We start from the raw sequence: 20,123 nt of genomic DNA, 5'->3' as shown, positions 1-20,123 counted from the left end.
TTAAGTCACCTGCTTTAATTTAGGATCTAGCGCATCGCGTAAGCCATCACCAGTCAGGTTAATCGATAGTGCAGCTAAGAAGATAGCGACACCCGGCCAGATTGCTAGCCAAACATTACTTTGAATATATTGACGTGCCGTACCTAGCATCGCGCCCCATTCGGCATCAGGTGGCTGTACGCCAAAGCCTAAGAAACCAATCGCACCCGCTTCTAAAATAGCAGACGAGAAAATCATCGTCGCCTGTACGATAAGCGGTGCCATACAGTTGGGTAAAATGGTGATAAACAATAAACGCAGTACGCCAGCACCCATCACTTGTGAAGCAATAAAGTACTCACGTTGTAGCTCCACCATCGCAGTCGCACGAGTTAACCGAATAAAAGGCGGCGTACAGACCAGTGCGATTGTAATAATCGTATTGGTCATAGATGGCCCTAAGATAGCAGCAATGATAATGGCCAATAGCAAGCTCGGATATGACATCAGGATATCATTGACCAACATGACCGCTTTGCCCCAGACCTTTGGCCAAAATGCGGCACTCAGACCTAAAGAAATACCAACCAACATCGCCAGAGTTGTCGCGCTTAGACCGATAAACAATGAATAACGCGCGCCATACATCACTCGAGACAATGTATCTCGGCCTGCATCATCAGTGCCTAGCCAAAACATCGCATTGCCGCCATCTAAAAAGGCAGGTGGCAATTGCTCTTGACCGGTGAACAGCTCGTAAGGATCGTGAGGCGCAATAGCAGGCGCAAGTATGGCAACTAGAACCATCAATGCCAGTACGATAAAACCAATCACGGCGCCTTTGTTTCGGCAGAACGTCGATAAAAATAGCTGCCAAGATGACGGCGGTGTGGCTGCCATCAGATTGACATCAGAGGGGAGAACAGAAGGCTTCATGAGCATTTCCTATAGTGGCTAGCGCAGTGACATTTTTTAGAATCTTATTCATAAAAAAGTACTAAGCATTGCTAAAACTTCACTTGAGCGCTAATCATCACTATTTATAATGTGAGTATTTATTAATGTTAAATTAAGAAGTATGGCGAATACGTGGATTGATCAGACCATACAAAATATCAATAAATAAACTAACCAAAATCAGAGCGGTGGCGACCAATAAAATACCATTTTGTACAATAGGGTAGTCACGAGTGAAAAACCCATCGAGTAGCCAATTACCAACGCCTGGCCAACTAAAGATAGTCTCGGTAATAATGGCACCTGCAAGTAATGTCGCCATCTGTAGGCCAACGACGGTAACCACAGTAATCAAGGCGTTACGCATGACATGAACCAGTATTACTCGGCGTGGAGATAAGCCTTTGGCTCGTGCTGTACGCACATAGTCTTCATCTAATACCTCTAGCATTGCAGAGCGTGTCATCCGCGCAATCATCGCTAACGGAATGGTCGATAAGGCTATAGAGGGCAATATAAAGTGTTTGACCACGTTCCAAAACGCGCCAGGCTCTCCTGAGCTTAGTGAGCCGAGTAACCATGACCCATACAGTGGTTGCACATCTAAAAACTGTGCGACAGATATCACCCCAGCGACGGGCAGTAGACCTAAATAATGAGCGAAGATACCAGTCAGGATAGGGCCCAATAAATAGATGGGCATAGAGTAACCTGCCAACGCGCCTGACATGAGGGTGTAATCAATCCATGTACCACGGCGCAGGGCAGCAAAGATGCCTAAGCTGACACCAATGACACTAGCGATGACAATAGCGCATAATGCTAACTCTAAAGTAGGAACAAAATGGGCAAAGAAGTCTTGCAATACGGGCGTACGAGTACGAAAAGACTGACCAAAATCACCCGTTAAGATACCAGTCAAATAATCCCAATACTGGGCGACGAGCGGTTTGTCTAATCCTAGTCGTTCAAGAGCACGAGCATGTAGCTCTGGATCGACCATACGCTCACCCATCATAATCTCGACCGCATCTCCAGGTACGAGACGAATCAGAGTAAAAGTCGATAGAGTTAGACCAAGATAGACGGGTATTAAAATGGCAATACGACGCAGAATATAAAGTAGCATGGGCTGCTCAATAGTTGTGTTTCAATGATTAGAGTATTAGCGATGATGAAGAGATCCGCGACAAAGCGCTTAATTCATATTATTCATATCATTTATATAAATTCGGCTGGAGCAGAGTATCTGACCCAGCCGCACTTATATGAATGAATAAAATGAATAAATTGCTTACGTCGTAACGGAATTAATCAGTCAAGGTTATTCAACTTTTACACCATCGAAGCGTATTGAGCCAAGTGGGCTGATTTTATAATCGACAACGTTTGGTGCGGTGAATACGGTCACTACCGAGTGTGCCATTGTTGTCCAAGGAAGCTGCTCTTTGAATATCTGCTGAGCTTGCTCATATTCACTGACACGCTCATCTTGATTGTTAATCTGACGGGCATTGGTCACCAAATTATCGAAGTCTTTGTTACACCAGCGCGAGTAGTTGTTACCACCGACCGCGTCACAAGACAATAACGAACCAAGCCAGTTGTCTGGATCACCATTATCGCCAGTCCAACCTGCTAGAATGACATCAGGCTCGCCTTTAGCAGCGCGTTTTAGGTACTCGCCCCACTCATAAGTCACAAGTTTGGTATCGACGCCAATCTTCGCCCAATCGGCTTGTAGCATTTCAGCCATTAGCTTGGCATTTGGGTTGTACGGACGCTGAACTGGCATATACCACAGATTGATAGAAAGATTATCCGCGCCAGCTTCTTTGATTAGTGCTTTTGCCTTTTCGACGTCGTAAGGCGCATCTTTAAGTGACTCATCATAGCCCCACTGCGTTGGCGGCATTGGGTTGGTTGCCTTGAGGCCTTCGCTCTGATAAACCGCATTGATAATAGCGTCTTTGTTGATCGCCATATCTAATGCTTGACGCACTTTAAGATCGCTCAGTTGAGGTTTTTCTACGTTATAACCGACATAGCCGACGTTGAAGCCAGGCTGATCCAGAACGGTGGCTTTACCTGATTTTTTAACAGATTCGATTTCGGCAGGTTTTGGATAAGCGGACACGTGACATTCGCCAGCTTGCACTTTTTGAGCACGAACAGCTGAGTCTTTAGTGATGACAAACACTAAGTTGTCGATATAGATGTCGTCTTTATTCCAATAGTCTGGATTCTTGGTATAACGAATTTGTGCGTCTTTTTGATAAGAAGTAAAGACGAAAGGTCCAGTACCGACGGGCTTAGTATTGATATCAGCAGCATTGCCAGAGGCTAGCAATTGATCTGCGTACTCAGCAGAACCAATATAAGCAAAAGGCATCGCTAGGTTCTGTAGGAACGGCGCATTGGTTTCGCTAAGGGTGATTTTTACCGTATAGTCGTCGACCTTTTCGATATTAGAGATAATATCAGGTAGTCCCATGCCGACCGAATATGGGAATTCAGCAGGATAAGCTTTATTAAATTCAAAGTCTGGGTCAGTGATACGTTCTAGTGTAAAGACAATGTCATCCGCGTTGAAATCGCGAGTCGGAGTAAAGTAGTCAGTTGTACCGAATTTAACCCCTTTGCGTAGATTAAAGGTATAAGTCTTGCCGTCTTCGCTAATATCCCAGCTTTCAGCAAGTCCTGGTTGAATCTCAGTTTCTGCTCTTTTAAATTCTACCAAGCCATTATAAATAGGGAAGGCACTCGCATCAAAATCCGTACCTGAAGTATATTGCGCTGGATCAAATCCGGCAGGGCTACCTTCTGAGCAATAGAGCAATGTTTTGGCGGCTTTGGCATCTGAGCTAGCGGCAGAATCATCCGTAGTTTTGTTGTCTCCACTACAGGCGCTGATACCTAAGACAAACGTCGCCAACATCGTAAGTTTGAAGAGTGATTTTTGCATTATTACATCCTATGTAATGGTAGGTAGGTACTCATGTATCCATATGTTCGTACTCGATTATGAATACGATGAGAAAGCGTTTAGTGACCTCTAAAGCATCTATCTATAAAATGTTTCATATATACAAAATAAAACATATTAAGGGTTGTTATAACTTTAAATTATATAGATTGAAACTAAAAATATAAATAAGTCGTTCGAATATACTCTCTTAATCTGTGATAATGCAAGCAATAAATCGACTAATTTTGATAAAAAAAGCACAGTTTTGCTATATTTAGCATCAACAGGATATTGAATACTAAATTCTATGGCTTTATGTTTATTTATTCTAAGTAGCAAAGAGACACATTTTTAGATTGCTAATGAGTTACAATGTTACTAAGTGTAAACAGTTAGAAATAATAAAGTTATGTCCCTTTGACGTGCCCAAATATAAGCCGTTTACCCAATACAGCATTAAACAGGGTTATGATTCGCCTTAATGAGATCGGCTATTTTTTCGGCAATCATAATAGTTGGCGCATTGGTATTGGCGCTAATAAGCGTTGGCATCACTGATGCATCGATGACTCGCAATCCGCTCACACCTCGTACCTTTAATTCCAAATCAACCACAGAGCTGTCATCTGAGCCCATGCGGCAAGTGCCTACTGGGTGATAGATGGTATCTGACTTATTTCTGATATAGCCGAGCATGCCGTCTTTTTCGAGGTAAGGGGCAGGGTAGTCTTCAGTAATGTACTTAGCGAGTGCAGACTCTTGCATGATGGCGCGAGTACGCTCGGCACCGGCAACCATATACTCTACATCTTTTGGATGCGACAGATAGTTTGGATCGATCAAGACAGCATCGGAGGGGTCGGCTGAGTCCAGTCGTACAGTGCCTCGACTTTCAGGCCGTAAGTAGCAACTGTGACAAGAGACAGCAAATCCGCGTCTGAGATCGCGACCGTGCTCTATCACGCGCGAGATGACAAAGTGCAGCTGTGTATTTGGCCACTCCTTTGGGTCATCACCGACGCTAAAGAATGCACCTGCTTCTGCATAGTTGGTAGACAGCAGCCCTGTGCCGTCTTTTCTCCACTGCCGAATGCTTTTGGTCAATGTCGAAATCGATGCCATGCCAATACCGATGACGTCAGTAGTATTGACCTCGTAATCAAAGACGACGTCTAAGTGATCCTGCAAATTACCACCGACTTCAGGTGCATCTACTACCACATCGATACCATGAGACTGCAAATGCTCTGCAGGGCCAATACCTGAGAGCATCAGGACTTTGGGCGAACCAAATGCGCCACCTGATAGTAGGACTTCATGACGCGCCGTGACAGTATGTTCGACACCGTCTTTTTCGTAGACGACGCCTGTCGCTTGATTGTCTTCGATAATGACGCGGTTAGCCTGCGCATGAGTGATGACAGTTAGGTTGGAGCGGTTTTGGACAGGATGTAGATAGGCGGCCGCGGCAGAGCAGCGTTGGCCTTGTTTTTCACCATGGAAATGAGTGACTTGATACAACCCTGTACCGTCTTGCTTTTCGCTATTAAAGTCAGGGTTGTGATCTAGACCATTGGCAATCGCAGCTTCTACGAATGCTTTGGAGATGTCTCGTGGACTGAGTAGGTCGCTAACATGCAGCGGCCCGCTATCACCATGTAGATCATCGCTACCACGAATATTATTTTCAGCTTTGATAAAGTAAGGCAATACATCGTCAAATCCCCAGCCAGTACAGCCTTGCTCTACCCAACGTTCATAATCTAGCTTACTACCACGTGTATAGATCATGGCATTGATAGCTGATGAGCCGCCCAGACATTGTCCACGCGGCTGAAAACCTTTACGGTTATTAAGGTGCTCTTGCGGGGTGGTGTGAAAGCACCAATTGTTTAATTTCAGCGGTTTACCAGGAACCATAAGAATCAGTCCAGCAGGTACGCGTACTGCTAGATCTTTGCCCTCACTGCCGTATTCTAATAAACAAACACTGATATCTGGGTTTTCAGTGAGACGGCTAGCGAGCACGCAACCCGCCGAACCTCCTCCGACGATGACATAGTCAAATGTTGTGTCAAATTCCATTTTATATTCCTTATAGCATCCATGCTAATTAAAATAGGGTACGCTTTACAGTAACTATTATTCTGCTGAAATAATAAAATAAAAATGACTCTGCGGTATCTGTTTGCGTCAATATCGTAGGACAAGCTAAGACTGTTATATTCGGTACATCGTCTGGAATTAATGCTACTTAATGTTGCGTCAAACGTCCTTATATCGCACAGATTTCTGAGCGTACGATAAAGCGTTTGCCTTCAGGGATTTCTAACGAAAAACTCGCACCGCGCCCATTGACGACATCAATGGTGAGATCCGTATGTTGCCATAGCTTGTACTGTGCCTTACCCATATAAAATGGACAGCCAGCAAGCTCACCAACCAACACATCCTGACCACCCACTTTGAACTCTCCTAATGGATAGCACATGGGCGAGCTACCGTCACAGCAGCCACCTGATTGATGAAACATCAGCTCACCGTGCTTAGATTTCAATAGCTCAATTAACGCTTTACAAGATTCTGTTGCTGCCAGTTTCATATCGTACTCCTTCTTATGGCCCATCCATGGTTTATATAATTGCTCTCTAGTATCAGTATGCCACAGTCAAATCAAAAAGGTCGCATCATCTTCAGACACATCACAACTGGCATATGACTAAAAAGATACGACCTTCGGCTGATAATTGACAGTTGGAATAACTATGTAATAAGCTTATAACACTGTCATTTTACTATCCGTTATTGATTATAGTCGATGACGATACGACCTTCGATTTTGCCATTACGCATCCGCTCAAAAATATCATTGATGTTCTCTAACGGCTCAGCTTTGACGGTCGCTTTGACTTTGCCAGCCGCTGCCATATCTAGCGACTCTTGTAAGTCAAGACGTGTGCCAACGATAGAGCCGCGTATGGTGATACCATTGAGTACAGTATCAAAGATTGACACCGGGAAGTCGCCAGTGGGGAGCCCGTTACATACTAAAGTACCACCGCGACGTAACATGCTTAAGGCTTGATCAAAAGCTTTTGATGATACTGCAGTGACTAACACGCCATGAGCGCCACCGATTTTTTCTTGTAGCAACTCGCCTGGGTCTGTATTTTTGGCATTTACCGTCACTGTTGCCCCCAGCTTTTTGGCGAATTCAAGTTTTTCGTCATCAATATCAACAGCAGCAACATTGAGCCCCATGGCAATGGCATATTGTACAGCCATGTGACCAAGGCCGCCGATACCTGAAATAACAACCCAGTCGCCTGGCTTGGTGTCGGTCATTTTAAGACCTTTATATACCGTGACGCCCGCACATAAAACAGGGGCAATCTCAATGGAGTCGACACTCTCAGGAATAATGCCAACATAGTTGGCATCTGCAAGGACGTATTCTGCAAAGCTACCGTTCACTGAGTAACCAGAGTTTTCTTGCTTTTTACATAAGGTTTCCCAGCCACCCAAGCAATGCGTACAGTGACCACAAGCAGAGTATAGCCATGGCACACCAACGCGGTCACCTGCTTTGACATGAGTTACGCCGTCACCGACCGCCGTGATCACGCCAACACCTTCATGGCCTGGGATAAATGGTGGGCTTGGCTTAACAGGCCAGTCCCCCTCAACCGCATGCAAATCAGTATGACAGACGCCTGAGGCGTGCATTTTGACAACTATTTGCCCAGCACCTGCGGTTGGAATGTCGACTTCTTCGATTTTTAAGTCTTGACCGAACTCATGTAATACAGCGGCTTTCATTTTGTTAGTCATAATAAGCTCTCTTTTATGGGTGATTGATAAATGTTGATATAAAAAGTTGTTGCGATATTGCATTCAAAATATGCAAACACCTTATTTTGAACGCAAGACTGCTACAAATTTTTCCTGCTGTGCGCCTAAGCGCATTAGAGGATATAAAAATTCGTCTCAGTTTTTTTATTTAGATCGTTGTAGCGAGCGGGCTATGTAACACTTGTGATAACCCGCTCCATGATTAGCAATGATGGTTTAGAAGAAGCCCATTTTTTTCTGACTGTACGACACCAGCATGTTTTTGGTTTGCTGATAGTGGTCGAGCATCATTAAATGGTTTTCACGTCCGATACCAGATTGTTTGTAACCACCGAACGCCGAATGTGATGGATAAATATGATAGCAGTTGGTCCATACGCGGCCTGCTTGGATACCACGTCCGAAGCGATATGCCTTGTGTACACTACGGGTCCATACACCAGCGCCTAAACCATACAAGGTGTCATTGGCAATCTGCATGGCTTCGTCATCGTCTTTAAAAGTAGTCACGGCAAGGACAGGTCCAAAGATCTCTTCTTGGAACACGCGCATGTCGTTGGTGCCCTCAAAGATCGTTGGCTTGACGTAGTAACCGTCTGTCAAGTCGCCATCGTGCTTAGCTTGCTCTCCGCCGACGAGCACTTTTGCGCCTTCTTTTTTACCGATGTCGAGATAAGATAAAATTTTCTCTAGTTGGTCTGAGCTGGCTTGCGCGCCAATCATGGTGTCGGTATCGAGTGGGTTGCCCATTTTGATGGCCTCGACACGGGCGATACAGCGTTTGATAAACTCATCATAGATGCTCTCATGAACGAGTGCCCGCGATGGACAGGTGCAGATTTCACCTTGGTTCAGTGCAAACATCACTAGACCTTCGACCGCTTTGTCCAAGAAGTCATCGTCCTCATCCATAACATCGGCAAAGAAGATGTTAGGGCTTTTGCCACCAAGCTCTAACGTCACTGGAATGATGTTTTCGCTCGCGTACTGCATAATGAGGCGGCCAGTCGTGGTCTCACCTGTAAAGGCAACTTTATTGATACGAGGGTTTGAGGCAAGTGGTTTACCCGCTTCGACACCAAAGCCATTGACGACGTTTAGCACGCCCTTTGGCAAAATGTCAGCGATACCGATGGTCTCTAACATGAACAGAATAGAAACTGGCGTTTGTTCGGCTGGCTTTAGAACGACACAGTTACCAGCAGCAAGGGCAGGTGCTAGCTTCCAAACGGCCATTAGGATAGGAAAGTTCCAAGGAATGATTTGACCGACGACACCAAGTGGCTCATGAAAATGATAAGCCACAGTGTCTTCGTCAATCTGACTGATACCGCCTTCTTGTGCGCGAATGGCGCTGGCAAAATAACGGAAGTGATCAATGGCTAGAGGGATGTCGGCTGCGAGTGTCTCACGAACAGGCTTGCCATTTTCGTAACATTCGGCAATCGCAATCGCTTCTAGATTGGCTTCCATGCTGTCAGCTATTTTGAGTAACAAGTTGGCACGTTCAGTAACACTGGTTTTGCCCCATGCGTCTTTGGCAGCATGCGCCGCGTCTAGGGCTTTTTCGATATCGGCTTCTTTTGAGCGGGCGACTTGGCAAATAGTTTTACCATCGATGGGGCTTGTGTTATCAAAATACTCTCCATCGATAGGAGCGGTCCACTCACCATTAATAAAGTTATCGTATTTTTCGCGGAACTGAACAGGGCTACCTTCCGTATTGGGATTTGCATACAGCATGAAACACTCCTTGTTGTGTTGTTTGTTTTATCGGATAATACAAGCGCAATTTTATCTATCCTAATATCTGTTATCGCAAAACAATATCAGTTGATGTTGTGATTGATTAACATCAATTGCTCTCTGTACGCGTTCCATACTACTCGGCTTCTGCTGATAATCATACTAAAATTTTATAATGACTGATGAGTTAACACATAACAGGAAGTTTGCTTTAATGGCCATGATTTTATTGCTGTAAAGCCTAGAATGCATAGGCTTGGTATTTATGATCAAAGCAGATACTTTACGGACAAAATTAAAAGATAAGCTATTGATTTTTTGCATTTATAAAAAATAAAGCATTTTTTATCTATATTCTATTGACAATTGTTTATTTTATTGTCGATACCTCAAGGTTGCACAGCCCGCAAATTTTAGGTGATTTTAGGCAAATGTTGCGTTTTTTTCCATTATGATGATGGTTTTATTATTCTCTTTTTTCACATTACTGGCTGGTTTGAATCTATGCGTCAATCTTCTGCTCTCGATATCTTAAAAACAGGTCAAAATGTCTTTTTAACGGGCTCAGCAGGCTCAGGTAAGACCTATACGCTCAATCAATATATTGATTATCTACGCGCTCGCCGTGTGCCTGTTGCGGTGACTGCCAGTACCGGTATTGCTGCCACGCACATGAACGGCACAACGATTCATAGTTGGTCAGGTATCGGTATCAAGGATGAGCTGTCTGATCGAGATTTGACAAATTTATCACGCAAGCAGTTCTTAGCAGACAGACTAAAAGATACAGCGGTATTGGTTATCGATGAGATATCAATGCTACATGCCAAGCAGCTTAACTTGGTTAGCCAAGTCCTCAAGCATGTCCGCAAAAATAACAAAGCCTTTGGTGGTATACAAGTCGTTGTCGCAGGAGACTTTTTTCAGTTACCACCGATTGGCAGTAAAGGTGAGACGAATCGTGAAAAATTTGCCTTTATGTCTGAGGCGTGGCTCGACGCCAAATTCCACATTTGCTACTTGTCTGAACAGCATCGTCAAGTCAGCGATGCAGCCAATGGCGGTCTCGATTTAGACGATATTCTTAACCAAATCCGCCGTCAGGAAGTGACCTTTGAAGCGATTGCCGCTTTAGAAGCGACGTATGACCAGAGTGTCGATATCAAGCGTACGCGTCTTTATACCCATAATCTCAACGTTAATAAAATCAATGACAAAGAATTGGCGTCTCTCGATGGCGAGATGATGCGTTTTGAGGCGACGGCAACAGGCGATAGTAAGCTGGTTGAGACGCTAAAAAAGACCGTACGTACCCAAGACGAGCTGATTCTTAAAGTCGGCGCCAAGGTGATGTTTATCAAAAACAATGCCGAGCTTGGTGTCTCTAATGGGACGATGGGCGAGTTGATTGGTTTTGCTGCTGTCAAAATAGATGATAAAGACAGTAGTGACGCGTTAATCGAAGACGATAGCAGCGATGACGCTGATGAGGATGCTGCTGGCGAAAAAACGACAAAAGGTAAAAAGCCCGCTGCTAAAAAAGACAAGGAAAAACCAAAGTCAAAGAAACCAACAACCCAAAAAATGCCTGTCGTGCGGCTTAATTCAGGACGAGAAGTTATCGCTGAGCCTGAAGAGTGGATTATCGAAGATGAAACGGGTGACGTGCTGGCAAGTTACTTACAAGTGCCGCTTTGTCTGGCATGGGCGATTACCATTCATAAATCGCAGGGCATGACCCTCGATGCGGCTGAAATCGATTTGTCGCGTACTTTTGAGCTGGGACAAGGCTATGTAGCATTATCACGCCTCAAATCGCTATCAGGTCTACAGCTGCTGGGTATGAACGATATGAGCTTGCAACTCGATCCATTGGCTCGCGGCGCAGACAAGCGGTTTCTAGTACTGTCTGAAGAAGCGGATGCCAACTATGCGATGCTAGATGAAGAAAGCATGCAGCAGGCACATGAAAAATTCGTCCTGAAGTCAGGTGGAACATTGAGCAAGTCGGTAATCGATGCTTATGCTACGCTACAAAAGAAACGCCGCGAACAACAGCAAGCGAAAATCGATAAAAAACAGAAGTTAGGCAATCAGGTCTCTGACAAATCAGACAGTACTCTACTTGCGACAAGAGTGTTGTTAGAAGAGAGTTTGACCATTGCGGAGATATCACAAGCCCGTCAGTTGTCACAGTCGACCATCATGCGTCATATTGCTGACCTAAAATCACAAGATCCAAGTCTTGCCTGCGATCATTTGCGTCCAGATAATGAGGTAATGACAGCCGTTGGCAATGCCTATGTCGTTATTAAAGTCGCTAATAATCCAAATGACTTCAATGATGACGGTAGCATCAAGCTGCGTCCGATATTTGATCATCTTAAGCAAAGCATTGACTACAATACCATTCGCCTCGCATTGATTTTTATCACCCCATAGTTTTGCTGCTTATAATTTTATTGCCTATAACTTTTTACCATTAGTTTTATAGGCTTTATTTTTGCTATTTTCAGCATTCAGCATTCAGCAATCATTAGCGTACTCAACGTGATAACGCTCAGTTTTTACTCCCATTTATAGCGATACCCTTTATGTCCGATGTTATGCCTGATTTTTCGAGCGCTACTTATCAATTGACCTCTGACCCGACAGCGGCGACGTTCCGTACTACTGGTGAGCATACACAGCCACTGAGAGTCGCTATCAATGGCTTTGGTCGGATAGGGCGCAATGTACTTCGTGCTTTGCTAGAGCGCTTTGAAGTGTTGGGCCGTGCGATTCATGTAGTGGCAATTAATGATTTGGCCCCAGCGGATATCTTGCTGCATTTACTCAAGTTTGATAGCACCCATGGTCGTCTCAGTCGATTAGGCGTAAATGCTGAGATTGTAGAGAGTAAGTCAGGTGATACGAGCAAGACTGAGCTTTGTCTGACCAAAAACAACCTAACTTACTGCATCAATATGCTATCAGAGCCTAATCCTCAAAATTTACCTTGGCAGGCGCTGGGTGTCGATGTGGTTTTAGAATGTACGGGGCATTTTCGCTCGTATGAGCAGGCGACGCTACATATCGATGCTGGCGCGCAGCAAGTAATTATCGGTGCCGCGCCATTTGATGATGTGGATGCCTGTATCGTCATGGGTGTAAATACCGATGCGCTCACGCTTGAGCTACCGATTATTTCTAGTGTTTCTTGTACCACGCAGGCATTGGTACCGTTGATTGATACGCTTGATAAAGCGTTTGGTGTGCAGTCCGCCATGATGACAGAGATTCATGCAGTCACTGCTGATCAGACGGTGCTCGATCAAGCACATCGAGACCCAAGACGGGCGCGCGCTTCTGGCTATAATATTATCCCAACGACGTCCAGTAGTATCGCTGCCACAGAGCGGGTGCTACCAGCCATGGTTGGCAAGATAAATGGACACTCGATACGGGTGCCAACTATCGACGTGGCTGCGATTGATGTCACCTTTGTATTTGATACGCCAAATGTCGATATCGAGACAGTACGAGAAGTACTCAAATCTGCCAGTCAGGCGCATTTGCATGACATCATGGCCTATACCGATGAGCCGTTGGTATCTAGTGATTTTATCCATCAGACTGAGTCGCTTATCATTGATGGTCAGCAGCTTATGCAAGTGGGCGGTCAATATAAGGTTTTTGCATGGTATGATAATGAATGGGGCTATGCAAATAGGCTGCTCGATATGTGCTTACATCTGGCCTCAAGCAAGCGTTAATGCACCAATTTACAAGTATTCGAAAATTAATTGAGTTTTTTTAGTTTAGGGGCTTGCATTATAAAATGATATCTATATAATGATGCACCAATGGAGACGTGGCAGAGCGGTTGAATGCACCGGTCTTGAAAACCGACAAGGGTTAATAGCCCTTCGAGAGTTCGAATCTCTCCGTCTCCGCCAAATTCGAAAAAGCCCCAATCAGCAATGATTGGGGCTTTTTTTTATGGTATTGATAAAAGTATTAATTAGTACCTTCTATAAAATCCTCAATAGTAGGTTATACAGCTACTTCACTAACGAATTTTCAAATTCGATTGTCTGATCATCTATTAAGGTAAGCGTACCTTTATTAATCTCGATAGTGATGCCACTAGCATTTTTGATAGCGCGCATGACATTGATATCTTCAATGCTGCTTTCAATAATGATCTTGCCAGACTGTTCTGGTGCGATAGGTGGATCAAACGTTGTCAAAGGCACATTAAAGTTTTTGCCCTTTGTTAGGTTGGCATCCTTCATGGTCAGCGTCCCCTTAAAGCTTTTTATCGCGCCTTTGCCATGATTGGATAGCATAAACTGCATTTTGACTTGATTTAAGCTATCGCTATCACTGGTTTTCACAGGGAGCAGGGCGACAGGATACATCTGTGCGGTAGCATTAGTCGCCTGACCTTTGACAATTGGGCTTTTCTTACCCGTTGGGTTGTTTGGATGCAGCCGCTCGTATTCACGCTGTTGTATTAGCGCTTGCTTGATAGTGGTGCGCGGCATGGCTCCTGATTCATAAGCATCGCTCAATTTCATGCGCAGCATATATCGACTGAGTACCTGTTGATCGGCCTCAGACAACTGCTCAAAAGTTTGCCCTAGCTTTTTTTGCCATTGGTTAGAATCTGTCGGTATGGTTATTTTACTTGGATCAGTTTGCGGCGATGAGCAGCCAGTCGCAATCACTAGCATTGCTACCGTCATGGTTGAAAACAAAGTTTTGTTGAAATGCTGATGTAAGCCCGTCATCGTACCCCTCCTTACAGATCTTTATTATGTTGAAACCTTATAAATAGTCGCGACTATATGCTTAATATACCTTGTTTAAACATCTGTTGTGTTTAATTATGGCTAACTAAAATCGCAAATATCGCAGAGTACTTAAAAACATATGTACTATGAATCAGGTGCAAGAAGGACATAACAAGAAGAGAGTTAGAGAAGAATCAGTAATGCTTTAACTTTTATAGCAGCCACAAAAAAGACCAAGCTCGCGTTAGCAAACTTGGTCTGTTTTATTTTAATATTATCTAGCAGCGATACTATTAATTGTTTAATCGTTGTCTTGCAACTCAGATAGCGGGTGAGTGATGTTGTTATTATGCGTCACTACAATCGCTTCATCAATAATATGTTGGCTAACGCCGCGCTTACGTAGCGTTTCGATGAATACTTCATCATGGGCGAGCGTATAATCCTGATGGTCACGATCCAAGCCCTGACGAATATAAAGACGAATAAGCCCTTGAATGCGCTTAAAGCCTAAGTCTGATGACGTCGTTTCTAATAGACCAATCATTTCTTCAGACAAACGAATACTAATCGGGCGCATGATTTTTTGCGGATGATCAGAAAACTTATTTTTTATACGTACAGGTATCATAATAAACCATTACTTTTAGTGAGTAAGAGCGAAGCACTCAAACAAAAACGAACCCAATCAAAACTAATCTTACCATACAACAAAAATGTCTAAAAGAACACCACAGCCGTGCTAATATTATTAGAAGTAAATATAAAAGAAACAGCAATAAAAAAACCTCCATCAAATTATGATGAAGGTTTTTAGTATATGGCTCTCCAACCTGGGCTCGAACCAGGGACACACGGATTAACAGTCCGTTGCTCTACCAACTGAGCTATTGGAGAATAGCTGGTCATAACAGCAAGTTATTGACGCTTTATATTAAAGCAGTTAATTAGCTTGTTTGCGTTATGTGGGGCACATTTTAGCCAAGTCACTACAGGCTGTCAACCTTATTATGCGTTTAATTATAAATATTATCGCAATTATTGAAAATTAACGCCAATCCCTTATCAGATAGGCTATTTCAAGGCAGAACTCAATAGAAAATGACGATAAATGTGCTTTAGAAATAAAAAATATTTTCAGAAAATTTTATACGGCACCTGGACAAACGATAAGAATATAGAACCAGACGTAGATTCGGCAAAGTAAAACTGGATTTAAGGCTTTGTGTTTTTGAATACAAGGGTGGTGCGATACCGTTTGACACAATAAAGTTGCAAGACAGCCCTTCACATTGGCAGTAGAGTTCTATAAAATACCGACCATGTGGTTTCTTTGCTATGTTTTTTCATAGCATGCGTTGAACAAAAGCGGGTGTTCTAAAAATGAGTCCTACTACGATTGCCTACGGTTATCTGACTATTGCCATTATATGCGAAGTGGTGGGTACGACTTTTTTGATGAAGTCAGAGCAGTTCACCCGTTTGGTGCCAACTTTGATGATGGGCGCGCTCTATGCGGTTTCATTTTATCTAATGGCTCAGACGCTTAAGACCATACCGCTAGGTATTGCGTACGCGCTGTGGGGCGGACTCGGAATCGTACTGACATCACTCGTTGGTGTGGTGCTATTCAAGCAAAATCTTGATACAGCAGCAGTGGTCGGTATCGCGATGATTGTCGGCGGTGTTGTTGTGATGAACTTATTGTCTAATTCTGTGGTGCATTGATATGGAAAATGCTTATAAGCGTAAAAAACAGCCAGAAGTCATTCGTCGTGCGTTGTTAGATCAAGCAGCACGTATCACGCTTGAGCAAGGGCTATCTAAAGTGACGTTTCAGGCAGTCGCTGATGCGGTTGGGGTGACAAAGGGTGGGGTGATGCATCATTTTTCTACCAAAAATGCACTCGTGCTAGAAGTGTTTAATGATGCAATGGCTAAGTTTGAGGCAGAAGTAAACGCAGCAATGGCTGACGACCCTGTGCGTTATGGTTCTTTCACCCGCGCTTATATCGATGCCACGATTAGCTTGGGCGAAAAAGGGCAGGAAGAGTTTGATAATCAAGCCACTTTGTATGTATTGATGCTGGGTGATAGCGAGCTGCGTGAGTTGTGGGCTGCGTGGTCGAATGAGCAATTGGAAAAGCATAAAGCAACCGATAATACTGAAACGCTATGTATGGTGCGTTTGGTCGCTGATGGTATTTGGCTTTCTGATTTTTCAGGAATTAATATATCGGACAAAAAATCATTACGCGCGCGTTTGATAAAGATGACGCAACCTGAGAATGATTAAAACATAGCTCTCAAATAACTCATTAAAAAAACCTTAAGAAAGAACCACGTAAATTTTATTTTTTAAAACTTAAACAATGACGAAATTATTTGGTATAAGCGCTTTTTATAAAGCTTTTGCCAGTCGTCGACAGGAGAACTCATGACAGATCCAAAGACAAACCCAAATCCGAACCCAAATCTAAGTAACTTAACAGACATTATCGATTTAGAACAAGTACAAACCGCTTATATTAACGGTCGCTATCTGGCTGTTGATGAAACGCTGACTACTTTTGAAGATATTAATCCAGCGACCGGTGAAGTGCTCGCCACTATTCAGCAAACGACCGATGAGCAGATTAATGAAGCCGTTATTGCGGCGCAAAAAGGTCAAAAAGTTTGGGCAGCGATGACACCAGTTGAACGTAGTCGCATTCTACTAAACGCAGTAGCCATACTACGCGAACGCAATGATGTACTGGCATTACTTGAGACCAAAGACACGGGTAAAGCTTACTCTGAGACCAAGTATGTCGATATCGTCACTGGTGCCGATGTCGTTGAGTATTATGCAGGGCTTGCACCGATGATTGAAGGTCGTCAAATTCCGCTGCGTGATAGCAGCTTTGTTTATACTCGTCAAGAGCCGCTTGGCGTAGTCGCCGGTATCGGCGCATGGAATTATCCTATTCAGATCGCGATGTGGAAAGCAGCACCTGCACTAGCTGCTGGTAATGCGATGATTTTTAAGCCGTCAGAAGTCACCCCTTTGACTGCCTTAAAACTGGCAGAAATATTGACCGAAGCTGGATTGCCAGACGGTGTGTTTAACGTGGTACAAGGCAACTATGAAGTGGGTCAGGCGCTAACCGATCACCCAGATATCGCAAAAGTATCGTTCACGGGTGGCGTACCGACTGGCAAAAAAGTCATGTCGAGCGCAGCAAGCTCATCTCTAAAAGACGTAACTTTAGAGCTTGGCGGCAAATCACCATTGATCATATTTGATGACGCAGATATCGATACCGCTGCTGACATCGCTATGATGGCCAACTTCTACAGTACTGGTCAGGTATGTACCAACGGTACGCGCGTATTCGTCCCTAAAGCGCTACAAGCTAAGTTTGAGCAAGCGATCTTAACTCGTGTTGAGCGTATTAAGCTAGGCGACCCTATGGATGAGAACATCAATATGGGTCCACTGGTGAGCTTCCCGCACATGGAGCGCGTGCTTGGTTATATCGAGCAAGGTAAAAAAGGCGGCGCACGTCTGCTAACAGGTGGCGAGCGCGTTACAACAAACGAGCTTGCAAACGGTGCATTTGTCGCACCGACAGTATTCACTGATTGCACGGATGATATGACTATCGTACGCGAAGAAATCTTTGGCCCAGTGATGTCGATATTGACTTACGAGACCGAAGAAGAAGTTATTCGCCGCGCTAATGATACCGATTATGGCTTGGCAGCTGGGGTTGTTACTGCAGACCTAAAACGCGCACATCGAGTCATCGCTCAGATCGAAGCTGGTATCTGCTGGTTGAATACATGGGGCGAGTCGGCAGCACAAATGCCAGTAGGTGGTTACAAGCATTCTGGTATCGGCCGCGAAAACGGTATCGAAGCACTCGAACACTATACTCAGACCAAATCTATCCAAGTAGAGTTGGGTGCGTTTGAATCTGTCTTTTAATCAATCTTATTGAGAAAAATGAAGCCAGAAAGGTTGCTTATTAGCTTTTATTTAGCCTTTTTAGGACACCTTACTGACCCTAAACGATTTATGTTTTTTCAATATTATGGAGTATGTTATGACATCAACCACACCTGAGTATGACTATATTATTGTTGGAGCAGGCTCAGCAGGAAATGTGCTGGCCACGCGTCTGACCGAAGATGCCAGTATTAAAGTACTGCTGTTAGAAGCAGGTCGTCCAGATTATCGTTTTGACTTCCGTACCCAAATGCCAGCTGCGCTTGCTATGCCGCTACAAGGGATGACTTATAACTGGGGTTATAAGACAGATCCTGAGCCATACATGAATAAACGTGTCATGGACTGTGGCCGCGGCAAAGGGCTAGGTGGCTCATCATTGATTAACGGTATGTGCTACATCCGTGGTAATGCGCTAGATTTTGATGATTGGTCTAAAATAAAAGGCCTGTCAGACTGGACGTATTCGGATTGCTTACCGTACTTCAAAAAGCTAGAAAACTGTGACGCTGGCGAAAATGACTATCATGGCGTGGGCGGTCCTGTTGAAATGACTACCTCAAAACCAGGGGTCAATCCACTGTTCCAAGCTATGATTGAAGCGGGCGTACAAGCGGGCTATCCACGTACCGAAGATCTAAACGGCTATCAGCAAGAAGGTTTTGGTCCGATGGATCGATTCGTGACGCCTAATGGTCGCCGTGCATCAACGGCTCGCGGCTATCTTGATGGTGCCAAACCACGTAGCAATATTACGATTTTGACGGGTGCATTAACTGATGTAATTTTATTTGACGGCAAACGCGCCGTCGGTGTCAAAGTCGAGCACGAAGGCCAGACCAAAAACTTCCATGCCGCTCGCGAAGTGATTGTCTCATCTGGTGCGATTGCCTCACCGCAACTACTGCAGCGTTCAGGTATCGGTCCTGGTCAATGGCTAAAAGATGCTGGCGTGACTGAAATATTGGATCTGCCAGGTGTTGGTAACAATTTACAAGACCATTTAGAGCTATATATGCAGTATGAATGCAAACTGCCAGTGTCGATCGCGCCTGCCAATAAATGGTGGAATAAGCCTGCGATTGGTGCAGAATGGTTGTTCAATGGCACAGGTCTTGGTGCGTCTAACCAATTCGAAGGTGGCGGTTTCATCCGTACGGATGAGAAGTTTACCCATCCAAATATTCAGTATCATTTCTTGCCACTAGCCGTACGCTACGATGGCCGCAGTGCTGTGAAATCACACAGCTTCCAAGCACACGTCGGCTCACTGCGCTCACCGAGCCGTGGCCGCGTCAAGCTAAAATCACGTGATCCGAAAGCACATCCAAGTATCTTGTTTAACTATATGTCGCATGATCAAGACTGGCAAGAGTTCCGTGCTGCGATGCGTATCACGCGTGAGATCATGCATCAGCCAGCGCTTGATCCTTATCGTGGTCGCGCAATTGCACCGACCGATGATCTGGTCACCGACGCCCAGTTAGATGAATACGTACGCAATCATAGTGAGACGGCTTATCATCCATCTTGTACCTGTGCGATGGGTGAAGATAACGATTCGGTAGTAAACGGCGAAGGTCTGGTACATGGTATTGATGGCTTGCGAGTCGTCGATGCGTCTATCATGCCAAACATTATTAGTGGTAATCTCAATGCTACAACTATCATGTTGGCAGAAAAAATCGTCGACAAGATGAGAGGCGTACAGTTGCCACGTTCAACGGCAGATTACTATGTGGCTAATGGTGCACCACTACGCTCAGAGCCAATGCGCGATTATCTCTCGACGGTGTAGGCTGCAATATAAGCCTGCATACAGGATACTGAATAAATAACGATATGAGAAAAT

The 20,123-nt window shown here is 44.4% G+C and carries 14 protein-coding genes, 2 tRNA genes and 1 pseudogene; 7 read left to right on the top strand and 10 right to left on the bottom strand.

The genetic code is table 11. From position 1 onward, the window contains the following. The 7 genes from ACS8FA_RS25220 to exaC all read right to left on the bottom strand — a co-directional run bounded on the left by ACS8FA_RS25220 (position 1) and on the right by exaC (position 9,499). Positions 1–915 (bottom strand): ABC transporter permease, encoded by a 915-nt coding sequence (locus ACS8FA_RS25220; RefSeq protein ID WP_057761128.1) that lies wholly within the window; start codon positions 913–915, stop codon positions 1–3. A gap of 133 nt (positions 916–1,048) precedes the next feature. Continuing rightward, on the bottom strand, positions 1,049–2,065 hold the full coding sequence (locus ACS8FA_RS25215) for an ABC transporter permease (RefSeq protein WP_057761126.1): 1,017 nt from the start codon (positions 2,063–2,065) through the stop codon (positions 1,049–1,051). Positions 2,066–2,260: 195 nt separating this feature from the next. Further along, positions 2,261–3,901: an ABC transporter substrate-binding protein gene (locus tag ACS8FA_RS25210; RefSeq protein WP_201548897.1), complete on the bottom strand. Its 1,641-nt coding sequence runs from the start codon at positions 3,899–3,901 to the stop codon at positions 2,261–2,263. 459 nt (positions 3,902–4,360) lie between these two features. After that, positions 4,361–5,989 carry a GMC family oxidoreductase gene (locus ACS8FA_RS25205; RefSeq protein ID WP_439265062.1) on the bottom strand — a complete coding sequence of 543 codons (1,629 nt, stop codon included), beginning with the start codon at positions 5,987–5,989 and terminating at the stop codon, positions 4,361–4,363. 190 nt (positions 5,990–6,179) lie between these two features. After that, a complete protein-coding gene (locus ACS8FA_RS25200; protein WP_439265060.1) occupies positions 6,180–6,506 on the bottom strand; it encodes a DUF779 domain-containing protein in 327 nt (108 codons plus the stop codon). Between the two features lie 200 nt (positions 6,507–6,706). Further along, positions 6,707–7,735 carry an alcohol dehydrogenase AdhP gene (gene adhP, locus ACS8FA_RS25195; protein ID WP_178379299.1) on the bottom strand — a complete coding sequence of 343 codons (1,029 nt, stop codon included), beginning with the start codon at positions 7,733–7,735 and terminating at the stop codon, positions 6,707–6,709. Between the two features lie 237 nt (positions 7,736–7,972). Next, positions 7,973–9,499 carry an acetaldehyde dehydrogenase ExaC gene (gene exaC / locus ACS8FA_RS25190; RefSeq protein WP_102093685.1) on the bottom strand — a complete coding sequence of 509 codons (1,527 nt, stop codon included), beginning with the start codon at positions 9,497–9,499 and terminating at the stop codon, positions 7,973–7,975. A 507-nt stretch (positions 9,500–10,006) separates the two neighbouring features. Here exaC and ACS8FA_RS25185 point away from each other — a divergent pair. From ACS8FA_RS25185 to ACS8FA_RS25175, 3 genes are all read left to right on the top strand, one after another. Beyond that, the gene (locus tag ACS8FA_RS25185) at positions 10,007–11,944 is read left to right on the top strand and encodes a DEAD/DEAH box helicase (RefSeq protein WP_439265058.1); all 1,938 of its coding nucleotides are present in this window, start codon (positions 10,007–10,009) and stop codon (positions 11,942–11,944) included. 164 nt (positions 11,945–12,108) lie between these two features. Then, the gene (locus tag ACS8FA_RS25180; protein ID WP_439265119.1) at positions 12,109–13,257 is read left to right on the top strand and encodes a type I glyceraldehyde-3-phosphate dehydrogenase; all 1,149 of its coding nucleotides are present in this window, start codon (positions 12,109–12,111) and stop codon (positions 13,255–13,257) included. Between the two features lie 92 nt (positions 13,258–13,349). Further along, positions 13,350–13,440: transfer RNA gene (locus ACS8FA_RS25175), tRNA-Ser, on the top strand. A gap of 105 nt (positions 13,441–13,545) precedes the next feature. On the opposite strand, the gene ACS8FA_RS25170 is transcribed toward ACS8FA_RS25175, so the two are convergent. The 3 genes from ACS8FA_RS25170 to ACS8FA_RS25160 form a co-directional block, all read right to left on the bottom strand. Then, on the bottom strand, positions 13,546–14,277 hold the full coding sequence (locus ACS8FA_RS25170; RefSeq protein ID WP_439265056.1) for a hypothetical protein: 732 nt from the start codon (positions 14,275–14,277) through the stop codon (positions 13,546–13,548). Between the two features lie 304 nt (positions 14,278–14,581). Next, the gene (locus ACS8FA_RS25165; protein ID WP_057761113.1) at positions 14,582–14,911 is read right to left on the bottom strand and encodes a hypothetical protein; all 330 of its coding nucleotides are present in this window, start codon (positions 14,909–14,911) and stop codon (positions 14,582–14,584) included. 190 nt (positions 14,912–15,101) lie between these two features. Then, a tRNA-Asn gene (locus ACS8FA_RS25160) sits at positions 15,102–15,177 on the bottom strand. 480 nt (positions 15,178–15,657) lie between these two features. Between ACS8FA_RS25160 and ACS8FA_RS25155 the strand changes: the two are divergent. From ACS8FA_RS25155 to betA, 4 genes and pseudogenes are all read left to right on the top strand, one after another. Continuing rightward, positions 15,658–16,008: pseudogene (locus ACS8FA_RS25155) on the top strand (DMT family transporter); the annotation flags it as partial. Position 16,009: 1 nt separating this feature from the next. Next, positions 16,010–16,576: a TetR/AcrR family transcriptional regulator gene (locus ACS8FA_RS25150; RefSeq protein ID WP_227526607.1), complete on the top strand. Its 567-nt coding sequence runs from the start codon at positions 16,010–16,012 to the stop codon at positions 16,574–16,576. Between the two features lie 141 nt (positions 16,577–16,717). Continuing rightward, complete coding sequence (gene betB, locus ACS8FA_RS25145) at positions 16,718–18,250, top strand: betaine-aldehyde dehydrogenase (RefSeq protein ID WP_439265053.1); 1,533 nt, start codon at positions 16,718–16,720, stop codon at positions 18,248–18,250. Between the two features lie 118 nt (positions 18,251–18,368). Further along, positions 18,369–20,069 (top strand): choline dehydrogenase, encoded by a 1,701-nt coding sequence (betA, locus tag ACS8FA_RS25140; RefSeq protein WP_439265051.1) that lies wholly within the window; start codon positions 18,369–18,371, stop codon positions 20,067–20,069. Positions 20,070–20,123 lie beyond the last annotated feature (54 nt).

Origin of the sequence: Psychrobacter sp. 1Y1, from assembly GCF_051847395.2 — a bacterium.
Taxonomy (GTDB): domain Bacteria; phylum Pseudomonadota; class Gammaproteobacteria; order Pseudomonadales; family Moraxellaceae; genus Psychrobacter.
This window is presented reverse-complemented; position numbering and strand designations above follow the sequence as displayed.